The organism is Chthoniobacter sp. (assembly GCF_040003245.1).
Lineage (GTDB): Bacteria > Verrucomicrobiota > Verrucomicrobiia > Chthoniobacterales > Chthoniobacteraceae > Chthoniobacter.
Genome location: NZ_JBDUCX010000226.1, coordinates 1 through 11,241, shown reverse-complemented (window position 1 = coordinate 11,241; position 11,241 = coordinate 1). Strand labels below are relative to the sequence as shown.

Below are 11,241 nucleotides of genomic sequence, written 5' to 3'. Positions count from 1 at the left end.
CTCTTTCCGCGGCGATCTTTTGCGCTTCCTGGGCCGCGGCTTCCGCGGCCTTTTGATCGTCGGCGAGTTTCTTGCGCTGCGCCACGGCTTCGTCGGCGGCGCTCTTGATCGGCGAGTACGTCTTGCGTTGTTCACCGACGGCTTTTTGCGATTCCGCGACGGCCGCATCCGCCTCCTGCTGTAGTTTTAAAAGATCGGCCCGCGCCTTTTCCGCGGCTTGCGCAACCTGCTTCGCTTTATCCAAGGCCGCTTGTTTGTCCGCGAGCGCTTTGACTTCTTCGGGCACTGGAGTAGCCGGAGCGGGAGTCTGGGGTGCCGGCGTGATCTTGGGCTGGGTGGTCACCACCACCGGCGGAGGTGGCGTGGTGGCCAGCGCGTGCAGTTCCTTCTGCTCCGGCGTGGGCCCAGGTGTGGCCGGCGCGGGTGTCGCCACCGCTACTTCTGCGCCGGATTTTGTCCCTGACGTGGAAAAATGCCAGATGACAGCCGCCAGCAAACACAACGCCGCGATTGCAGCGATTACGATCGGAAAGCGCGACTCCTCGGGATAAAGGCGCGGCTTGAAATCTCCGACGGACGAACGCTCGAGAGTTTTCTTCGGTTCCGGGCGGGCCGGTGGCTGGATCGGTTCCGGTGCCGGCTTTGGCTCGGGCTTCCGGGTCTTCGGAGACACGCCGAGCGCTTTGCTTGGTATGATCTCCACTTCCGGTTCCGGCTCCTCGACAGGAATGATTTTCTCCGCTTCGACTTTCGCCGGAGGACGCGACACCTCCTTCACGGGCGTGGATTCCACTTTCGCCACCGGCACCTCAACGGCCACCGGCAGCGGCGTCGCCGACTTCTCCATCACCGCTGCCGCGGGCGCGACAGGTGTGGGCTCGCTGACCTCCGCCTTGAGGCGCTTCAAGAATTCACTCGCAGTCGGAGGACGATCCTCCGGCGATTTCTGCAAGGCGGCGGCAATCGCTTGCCGCCAGGCCGGCGGTACGTGCAGTTCCGGCTTCCCGAGCGCGGCCACGTCCGCACCGGACGTGGGCGGCGTACCGGCGAGCAGCGCGTAAAGAACCGCGCCGAGCGAATAGACATCGTCCGTGCGGGCAGGGGTGCTTCCCTCCAGCGTTTGCGGACTGGCAAAGGCGCGGCGCGTTTCATCCGCCGTCCCGGCCCGACCGAACGCGTCCTGGATTGTCCGGCTGATTCCGAAATTGGCCACGAGCAATTGCCCCGCTGCGGTGAGAAAAATATTCTGCGGCGCCAGGTCGCGATGCAGGAAATTGATTTTGTGCGCGTCTTCGACGGTCTGCACCAATTGGTAGATCCACGGCTCCATCTCCGCGACCGTCAGTCGTTTGTCCGCCTGCTTCGCCAGGCGCACTGCCAGCGACTCGCCCTCAAAGGCATTCATCGAAATCGCGGCCCACTCCGGCTCCTCGATCAAATCATAGACCCGCAGGATTTGCGGATGAATCAATTGGCGGTCGCGCTTGACGTCCGCCCGCAACTCCTGGAGGGCCCGGCTGTCCTTCGCCACCGCCGCGGGCAGGAAATGCAGGGTGACGTCCTTGCCGAGAACCTCGTCATTGGCGAGCCAGACTTCGGTGCCATCACCGACGCTGACTGGACGTGAAAGCGCGTAGCAACCGGCGAGGGTCTGTCCTTCGGAAAAGCCGGTGGAGGCAGGGGTATCGGGGGACGGATTCGGATCGTTGGTGCTCACGTATAATGGATGGCGCGCATCGTCCCTCGGCCTGCTCGCTCGGGAGCCGCCCGGTCTGGCACGAGCCGCGCGGATGCTGTCGATAGCTTCTTCTCATATTTTTGCCAACAGCAAAGATGAAATGGATTTTTGGCAGGAATCATGCTGCTCACAATTATGAAAATTCTTCTTGCAGCACTGAGTAAATTGTCCATATTCGCTCAAATTTCTAGAATAACGCGCCGTAGTAATACATCGCCACGCTCAAGAAATAGACTTCCACAAACAACCAAACCCGCTATAACAAGGGCCAAACATATGAAGACCTCGTCGCTCGTCCTCTTCGCCTCGGCTGTCTGCACCAGCCTTGTCTTCGCTGCAGATAACGATCCTGCTGCTCGGCAACTCCAAGTGTATCCGAAGAACCTCGCCCGTCAGCACGTCGGGTCGAATCTCTTCCTCTACAACCCGTCCAACCAGACTTACGTGCCTACCGAAGCATCCGCCGCCTGGCTGGATGATGACGTGACCACCGGCTGGCCGGTGCTCGCCGGCAAGCAACATTACCTGATCGCTCTCGCCGAGCCGGAACTCGTTTCCAATTTCAGCGTTTCCGCCAAGGCTGCCGATGGCACCGTCTCGCTCTACGCGGGCGACGAACCCGGCGCCCCCGGCGCGCGTTCGTGGACGCCGCTGGCCCAGAACATCGCGTTCAATTCAATCAACGAAAAGAAGCTCGACCGCCCGTTCACCCGCTTCGCCAAGTACATTCTCATCGAGACCGACCTGACCAACCCAGGTCCGCTCTACAGCCTGTATCTCTACGGGGAAAAGCCATCCACCATCTATGATCTCCGCCAGCGCGAGCAGGCGATCGATGCGCGCGCCATCTTCGGTCAGGTCAATGACAAGACGGCTTTCAATGTGAACGGTCTCTACACCGGCAGCACCCTGGTCTCCGCCAATTCGCCCGATGGTTCGCTCTCCTGGCAGAAGGCGATTGACGATAACCCGGAAACCGGCGTGGCCATCAATGGCTCCACGAACGACCCAGGCGTGGTGATCAAGTATGGCACCACCCAGTCCATCTCGCGGGTCGCTCTCCTCACCGACAGCACCGCGAAGGGCAAGCTCGACTTCTTCGCCATCGATGACGCCGCCCCGACCACCTCGCTGGAAGGCCGCACGCCGACCGTGAGCCTGGTTCTCGATGGTTCGACCAATCGCTCGAGCATCGACTTTCCAGCGGTGCCCGCCTCGAAGATGGCCGTCCGCTGGACGCCCGTCTCGCCGAATGACACCGTGACGATCAAGGAGCTCGCTTCCTTCGGCACCGAGTCGCTGAACACCTTTGAAGTCGGCCTCAAGCCCGAAGCCGTTGCCGCTTATGATCCGGGTGCGCGCTCGATGGGGACCGGCAAGGATGCCAAGGATCCCGTCGCCGAAGGCCCGAACGATCCGAAGGATCCGGCCGAAGTCGCCGATTTCCGTGGCGGCTCGCCTTACCTGCCCGGTGCGCTCGGCTTCCCGCCGAACATCAATCACCGCCTCGTCCGCTTCCTCAGCCAGCAGTAAGCGAGGCGCCCATAGTTTCCAAAAAACGCGAGCTTCACGGCTCGCGTTTTTTGTTTTTGCTGACAGGCTCCCGCGTCCACCGTGTTTCTCTGGTCCGTCTTCACCCACGTCCTGCTGCCCATCCTCGTGATGGTCAGCTTTGGTTGGCTGATCGATCGCCGCAGCCGGCTCGACCTCAGTTCGCTGGTCAAGCTAAACATCTACCTGTTCGTCCCCGCGTTCATCTTCGTGAATGTGGTGGATTCCAATCTCAGCGGGGCCGCCGCGGCGCGCATCATGGGATTCACGGCCTGCATCATCGCCAGCATGTTTGTGCTCAGTGCGCTGGTCGGGCGCGGCCTGCGCTACGAACCCGGGCACACGCGCGCCTTGCAGTTGGCCACGATGTTTTACAACTCGGGTAACTACGGCATCCCGCTCATGGCGCTGGCCTATCCCATTACGGGCCCCCTGCTGCAGGTGTTCATCGTTCTCACGCAGAATATCTGCACCTTCACCGTGGGCCTCGCGCTGGCCGCTTCCACGCATCGCTCCGGCTGGCGCCTGGCCTTGCCGATGCTGCGACAGGTTTCCTTGTGGGCGGTGCTCAGCGCTTTTACCGTGCGGTTCTTTCATCTGCCGGTGCAGCAGGTGCGCTGGCTGTGGGTGCCGCTGCACTACCTCTCCGAGGCGCTCGTGGCCTTCGCCCTCATCACCCTCGGCGTGCAACTTTCGCAAACCCAAGCGCGGCAGAATTTGGCGCGGCTGGGTTGGGCTCTCGGTCTGCGACTGCTCGTGGGCCCGCTCATCGCCGTTGCGCTGGTTCCGGTCTTTGGTTTCACCGGGCAGGACGCCACGATCATGATCGTGAGTAGTTCCTTTCCCACTGCGGTCAACACCGCGCTCATCGCACATGAGTTCCAGGCCGACTCCCAATTCGCCGCCGCCGTGGTTTTTTATTCCACGTTGTTTAGCATGTTCACCGTGACGGTGTTGATCGCGATCTTGCGCTAGTCGCGCACCCCAACCACCCACCGCAAAACTGCTCGCCGCCTCGCATCGCGGCACTAAACTCTTCGCGTGCCCGAACCATTCCTCCTCGCCCAAGGTGCCAGTGAATTGCTCTTCAGCCCGAAGATGGGCAATCGCCACGGCCTCATCGCCGGCGCCACCGGCACCGGCAAAACCGTCACCCTCCAAACGCTCGCGGAAAACTTCAGCGCCCTCGGCGTGCCGGTGTTTCTCACCGACATCAAGGGCGACTTGAGCGGCATCGCCAAGGCGGGCAGCGCCACGCCGAAGATCGCCGAACGCCTCAAGGCGCTCGGCCTCACCGACCACGCCTACACCGCGTATCCCGTCGTGTTCTGGGACATCTTTGGCCAGTCGGGCCATCCGATTCGCGCAACGATCAGCGAGATGGGTCCCCTGCTCCTCGCGCGTGTGCTCAATCTTAACGACACGCAGGAAGGCGTACTCCAGTTGCTCTTCAAGGTCGCGGACGACCATGGGCTGCTGCTGCTCGATCTCGAAGACCTGCGCGAGATGCTGAAATTCATCGCGGAGAACGCCGCGCAGTTCACCGTCGAGTACGGCAATATCAGCACCGCGAGTGTTGGCACCATCCAGCGCGCGCTGCTGCAACTCGATCAACAGGGTGGCTCGAAATTCTTTGGCGAACCCGCGCTCAACCTCGACGATTTCATCCAGACCGGCCTCGATGGCCGGGGCGTGATCAATATCCTCGCCGCCGACCAGCTCATGCAAAGCCCGCGCACGTACGCGACCGCGCTGCTTTGGCTGCTCAGCGAACTCTTCGAGCGGCTGCCCGAAGTCGGCGACCTGGATAAGCCGAAGCTCGTCTTTTTCTTCGACGAAGCGCACCTGCTTTTCACCGATCTGCCCAAGGAAATCGAAGACAAGATCGAGCAAGTCGTCCGGCTCATTCGCTCGAAAGGCGTCGGCGTGTATTTCATCACCCAAAACCCGATCGATATTCCCGAGCGTATCCTCGGCCAGCTCGGCAACCGCGTGCAGCATGCGTTGCGCGCCTTTTCACCACGCGATCAAAAAGCGGTGCAAAGCGCCGCGGAAACCTTTCGGCAGAATCCGAAGCTCGACGTCGCCCAGACGATCACGCAGCTCGCCGTGGGCGAAGCGCTCGTCTCGCTCCTCGATGAAACGGGCACCCCGGCGATCGTCGAGCGCGCCTTGATCGTCCCGCCCCATGGCCAGATCGGTCCCATCACCGCCGCCGAGCGCGACGCGATCATCAAGCAATCGGTCCTCTACGGCACTTACGAAAATGCGGTGGACCGCGAAAGCGCCGCGGAAAAATTACAGGCCCGCGCGGCCGAACGGATCGGCGCCCCCGTCGCGGCTCCCGCGACTCCGGATCAGCCCCGTCCCCTTCCCGGCGCCACTCCGACCGGCCAGCCGGCGACCGCAGGCGGCGGTCTCATGGGCACCATCGGCACTCTCCTTTTCGGCAGCACCGGCCCGCGCGGCGGCAAGCGCGAAGGATTGCTCGAGATGATGACCAAAAGCGCCGCTCGCTCCGCCACGTCCCAAGTCACCCGCCAGGTCATGCGCGGCGTGCTCGGCGGCATCTTCGGTAACAAGCGGTAAGGTGAGGCGCCAGATGGCGCGCCGCTCCTACGACTCCACGCCCTTCGTCCCCGAATGGCGTCCCGTGATCAAGCGCGCGCCGCGACCGTAGGTGAAATAGGCGTACGCCCAATTCATGAAAACCAGCAGCCGGTTGCGGAAGCCGATGAGGAAAAGGATGTGCACGAACAACCAGGCCAGCCAGGCCAGCCACCCGGAGATGTGCAGGAAGCCGGCATCCACCACCGCCTTGTTGCGGCCGATGGTGGCCATGGTGCCCTTGTCGAAATAATCGAAGCGCTGCGTCCAGCCGCCGGCCAGCAGGATCTTGATCTGCCGCGCGACGTGGCGGCCCTGCTGCATGGCCACGGGCGAAAGTCCCGGCAGCGGCGTCTCGCCGCCGAAATGCGCGAGGTCGCCGATGACGAACACATCGCGATATCCAGGGATCGAGCAATCCTCCTTCACGATCACCCGCCCCTGCTTGTCCAGCGGCACGCCGAGGGTCGCCCCGAGCGGTGACGCCGCATTGCCCGCCGCCCAGATAACGGTTCGCGCGGGAATCTTTTCGCCGCCCTTCAGCGTCACTCCCTCCTCGTTGATCTTCTCGACGAGCGTCCGCAGCCGCACTTCCACGCCGACATCGAACAATTGCCGGCGCGCACTCTCCGACAAATCCGACGCGAATTGCGGGATCACGCGCGGCGCATTTTCGAGGAGCAACACACGGGCTTGCGAAGAATCGATGTGGCGGAAGTCTTTCACCAGCGTGACGCGGGCGATCTCCGCGATGGCGCCAGCCATCTCCATTCCAGTCGGCCCGCCGCCAACCACCACGAAAGTCATCGCCGCGCGGCGCTCGTCATCGTCGTCGGTTTTTTCGGCGATCTCGAAGGCGAGCAGCATCCGCCGCCGAATCTCGAGCGCGTCATCGAGGCTCTTCAACCCCGGCGCAAATTTCTCCCATTTGTCGTGCCCGAAATACGAATGCCGCGCGCCGGTGGCGAGGATCAGAAAGTCATAGTCGATCTCGCCGTCGGTGGTGACGACCCTCTTGCGATCCACATCGACGCGCTGCGCCTCGCCCATGATGACCTCGGTGTTGTCCTGCTTGCGCAGGATGTGCCGCAGCGGCTCGGCGATATCCGCTGGCGATAGCGCCGCCGTCGCCACCTGGTAAAGCAACGGCTGAAAGAGATGGTGGTTTTGCCGGTCGAGCAGCGTCACGCGGACATTGGTCTTCCGCAGCGCCTTGGCGGCCTCGAGCCCGCCGAAGCCGCCACCGATGACGACGACGCGGGGCAAATTGCGTTGATGCACTTTCATATAATTCGTGCCGACGCCTGCACTCTACCACAGAAACGACCCGCTTGTGAAATATTTCACAAGTAGCCCATCTCCCGCTTACCGCACCACTTCCGGTTCTTCCTCCGGCTGCTTGAGCACCTTCTGCACGGCCCGCAGCAATTTCTCGGCGGTGTACGGCTTGTCCAGAAAGGTCTTCACACCCATGCCCTCGAGAATCACGACGTTTTCCTTTTGCATGTGGCCGCTGGAAACGATCACCCGCACCTTGGGATCCACCTTGCGCAGCGAGCGCACCAGCGTCACGCCATCCATCTGTCCCATGGCCAGGTCGGTGATGACCAGCTTGATCTCCGCCCGCCGTTGGAAATACAAGGCGAGCGCATCACTGCCGTCCTCGGCGGTATAGGCGCGATAGCCGTTGGCGCTGAGCGTGCGCACCAGCGCCTCGCGGATCGGCGGCTCATCATCCACCACCAGCACGAGTTCGCCGTTTCCGCGCTCGATTGGGACTTCCTCCTTCGCCGTGTCACCCGTCTTCTTTTCCTGGCTGGCGGGGAGGAAGACACTGAACGTCGTTCCCACCCCCAGCTCGCTCTGCACGGTAAGAAATCCGCCGTGGCTTTTCACGATGCCGATGACCGTGGCCAGGCCGAGCCCGGTCCCCTTGCCCACCTCCTTGGTGGTAAAGAACGGATCGAAAATCTTCTCCATCGTTTCCGGCGACATGCCGCTGCCGGTATCGGAAGCGCGCAGCACCACGTGCGGGCCGAGCTGTGCGCCCGGGTTCATGCTCGCGAAGTGCGCATCGATGTCCACGTTCTCCGCGCCCAGGCGGATGCTGCCACCCTGCGGCATGGCGTCGCGCGCGTTCACGCACAGGTTGAGCAGCACCTGGTGCAACTGCGTCGCGTCGCCCATCACGATCCAGAGATCGGGTGGAAAATGCGTCTGGATATCGATGTTCCGCGGGAATGTCTGCGCCATCACCTTGGCCAGTTCGCTCACCAGATGCTTGAGCTGGAGCAACACGCGTTCGCCTTCCACCCCGCGTGCAAAGGTCAGCACTTGCTTCACGATCCCAGCGCCGCGCTCCGCGCTGCCTTCGATGATGCTCAGCATTTTCAGCGTGTCCTCGTCCTCGAACTCTTTGCGCAGAATGCCGCACGACATGAGGATCGGCGACAGGATGTTGTTCAAGTCGTGCGCAATGCCGCTGGCCAGCGTCCCGATGCCCTCGAGCCGTTGCGCGCGCAGGAATTGCGACTCGAGCTTCTTCGTCTCGGTCACGTCGGTATCGATCACCAGCACCGACTTCGGGTTGCCGTCGTCGTCGCGCACCAGCGTCCAGCGGCTGTTCACGATGATCGTGCGCCCATCCTTGCTCTGGTGATTGAGCTGGCCGATCCAAAAGCCGATTTTCAAAAGCTCGATCTCCGCCTCGTAGTGCCGTTCCTTGACGAAGGTCTCGAGCGTTTTCGTGCCGATCATTTCTTCGGTCGTCCAGCCGTAGAGCCGCTCCGCTCCCTGGTTCCAAAAAAGGACGTTGTTATCGAGGTCGCGCACGATGATCGCATCGGAAGCGAGATTGAGCAGATTCGCCTGCTCGCGGTTGCGGCGCTCGGCGCGCCGCTGCTCGGTGCGGTCCAGCGTGAGCACGAGCACGGCATCGCGGCCGCCGAACGGAATCTCATGCCAGGTGCTCTCCACGAAAAGCGTCGCGCCATCCTTGCGTTTGTGCTGCCAGGCAGTGCTCGCCCCGTGCTTCAAATCATCGCTCGCTTCCCCCGCGTCCTCCATCGGCGTGGCGATTTGGTCCATCGTCATCTGGAAAAATTCCTCCCGCGAGTAGCCGTATTTTTTTAAAGCGGCATCATTTACGGCCACGAAAGCAAGCGACGTGGCATCCACCACCCACATGGGCAAAGGGTGCTGGTGGAAGAGTAATTGGAAACTGGCCTCCGACTCCAACTGCGGCGAAACCGGTGATTCTAACAGAGTAGCCATGCGTCAGGAGCAGGCCAGCCGCGCGGGTTCGCCGACGAAGTTTGAGAATGGGCAGCACATATCCAAATATAAGAAAGCCAGAGCCATGCCACAGCCAAGGCTCCTTTTCTCTGAAAAAGGCTGGCTAATATCCCAAATAGTTCTTGGCCGCACTCGCGACCACTCCTATTTTCGCCAACCCATGCATCCCGAAATCCAAAAGGCGGTCGACGCCGGCAAGCTGTCCTCAGCCGCCGGTCAGGTCCTCGATCAACTCCAACCCGGCACGTACGTCATTCACAAGAGCTGGGGTTTCGGCCAGATCGATTCGCTGAATTTTTTGGTCAGCCAGATGACCATCAATTTCAAGACGAAGAAGGCGCACGCGATGCAACTCCAGTACGCCGCGGAGTCTCTCCAGCCCATCACCCCCGACCACATCCTCGCCCAGAAAGCGTCCGATCCCGCGGCGGTGAAAGCGCGCGCCAAGGAAGATGCTGTCGGCCTCGTCCGGGCGATCCTCAACAGCTTCGGTGGCAAAGCCACGCAGGATCAAATTGCGCAATCGCTCTCCCCCGAGGTCTTCAACGAAAACGAATTTAAGAAATGGTGGGAGGCCACCAAGAAGGCGCTGAAGAAGGACGGCCACTTCGCGGTCCCCGCGAAGAAGACCGACCCGGTCGAGTTGCGCGAAGCGGCCGTCTCGCACGCCGATCAGTACCTCGAAGCCTTCAACAACGCCCGCCAGCTCAAGGACCAGCTCAACGCCCTCGACCAGATCGTCAAGAATCTCCCTGAGTTCAGCGATCCCGCCACGCAGCTTTCCGCCGCCGCCAGCCTGGCCGATGACCAGGCCCGCAAAAACCAGCGCCTCAATCCCGCGCAGGCCCTCGAATTCCTGCTCACCCGCGACGAGCTCGTCGAAAAAGTGCCCGCCCTCGCCCGCAGCGCGGAAGCGCCGACCGTCGCGCAATTCCTGCGCGATGAAAAGCGCCGGCTCACCGGCCTCATCGGCGATCTTCCCGCCGCCAAGCAGAAGCGCGCCCTCAGCGTCATCCCCGATGCCTTCGGCGACGAGTGGATCGGCGTGGCCCTCGATCTCGTCACCCGCGGCAGCACCCGTGTCGTCTCCGAGGCTGCCCGGCTGCTCGAGGAAAAGAACCAGGTCGACGCGCTGGTCACCGGTCTCGACCGCGCCATTCGCGAACACTCCATCACCTCCGAGGCCTTGCTCTGGCTCGGCAAGGAACGCGAGGGCATCTTTGCCGATCTCATGAATCCCCGCCTGCTCAGCGCCATCATCGGTGCGCTGGAACGCGATCAGTTCGACGAGACGAAGCGCGACCGCCGCCTTCACGATCTTCTGCTCAACGACAAGGAAATGCTCACCGATCTGCTCACGACCGCCGCGCACGAAGAGCTGCGCGACATCATGCAGAAGCTCATGCGCACCCCGGTTTTCGAAGAGCTCAACAAGCGCTCCCTGCTCGGCCGCATCATCCGCGTCTATCCCGAAATGCAGGCCCTCGTCTCCGGCGACAGCGACGCCAAGCCGCAGACCTTCATCGTCTCGTGGGAAAGCCTCGAGAAGAAGCAGGCCGAACTCGAGGACCTCGTGAAGCGCAAGATCCCCGAGAACGTGCGGGAAATCTCCATCGCGCGCGAACACGGCGATCTGCGCGAAAACTTCGAGTTCAAGGCCGCCAAGGAAATGCAGCGCGTCCTTTCCCGCCGCCGTTCCGAGACCGAGCGTGACCTCGGCATGGCCCGCGGCACCGACTTCGCCAATCCCGACACCGCCCAGGTTTCCATCGGCACCATTGTCACGCTCAAGGAACCCAGCTCCGGCAGCTCCGACGTCTACACCATCCTTGGCGCGTGGGACGGCGATCCCGACAAGAACATCGTCAGCTACCAAAGCGCGCTCGCACAGGCCCTCATCGGCCACAAGGTCGGCGAGCAAGTCTCCCTGCCCACCGAGCACGGCGACCGCACCGCCGTGATCGCCAGCATCGAGCCGTACAAGAAGTAGGGCTTCCTGAGCCTGTATCGATTTTTCGGACAGAATTGGGTAAGCTGAAGCAGACGACTTC

The 11,241-nt window shown here is 62.2% G+C and carries 7 protein-coding genes; 4 read left to right on the top strand and 3 right to left on the bottom strand.

The annotated features are described in order from the left end of the window. A partial coding sequence (locus ABJF10_RS24280; protein WP_348547210.1) for a protein kinase occupies positions 1 to 1,717 on the bottom strand: 1,717 nt, incomplete at its 3' end. A gap of 297 nt (positions 1,718 to 2,014) precedes the next feature. Between ABJF10_RS24280 and ABJF10_RS24275 the strand changes: the two genes are divergently transcribed. The 3 genes from ABJF10_RS24275 (at position 2,015) to ABJF10_RS24265 (ending at position 5,878) form a co-directional block, all read left to right on the top strand. Next, positions 2,015 to 3,271 (top strand): hypothetical protein, encoded by a 1,257-nt coding sequence (locus tag ABJF10_RS24275; protein WP_348547209.1) that lies wholly within the window; start codon positions 2,015 to 2,017, stop codon positions 3,269 to 3,271. Positions 3,272 to 3,352: 81 nt separating this feature from the next. Next, positions 3,353 to 4,264: an AEC family transporter gene (locus ABJF10_RS24270; RefSeq protein ID WP_348547208.1), complete on the top strand. Its 912-nt coding sequence runs from the start codon at positions 3,353 to 3,355 to the stop codon at positions 4,262 to 4,264. A 66-nt stretch (positions 4,265 to 4,330) separates the two neighbouring features. Further along, the gene (locus tag ABJF10_RS24265) at positions 4,331 to 5,878 is read left to right on the top strand and encodes a helicase HerA-like domain-containing protein (protein WP_348547207.1); all 1,548 of its coding nucleotides are present in this window, start codon (positions 4,331 to 4,333) and stop codon (positions 5,876 to 5,878) included. Between the two features lie 27 nt (positions 5,879 to 5,905). Here the strand turns inward: ABJF10_RS24265 and ABJF10_RS24260 are convergent, their stop codons facing one another. Then, positions 5,906 to 7,183 (bottom strand): NAD(P)/FAD-dependent oxidoreductase, encoded by a 1,278-nt coding sequence (locus ABJF10_RS24260; protein WP_348547206.1) that lies wholly within the window; start codon positions 7,181 to 7,183, stop codon positions 5,906 to 5,908. Between the two features lie 78 nt (positions 7,184 to 7,261). Beyond that, the gene (locus ABJF10_RS24255) at positions 7,262 to 9,169 is read right to left on the bottom strand and encodes a PAS domain S-box protein (RefSeq protein WP_348547205.1); all 1,908 of its coding nucleotides are present in this window, start codon (positions 9,167 to 9,169) and stop codon (positions 7,262 to 7,264) included. A 181-nt stretch (positions 9,170 to 9,350) separates the two neighbouring features. On the opposite strand from ABJF10_RS24255, the gene ABJF10_RS24250 reads away from it, so the two are divergent. Beyond that, positions 9,351 to 11,180, top strand: a complete 1,830-nt coding sequence (locus ABJF10_RS24250) for a GreA/GreB family elongation factor (RefSeq protein ID WP_348547204.1) — start codon at positions 9,351 to 9,353, stop codon at positions 11,178 to 11,180. The last annotated feature ends 61 nt before the right edge of the window (positions 11,181 to 11,241 follow it).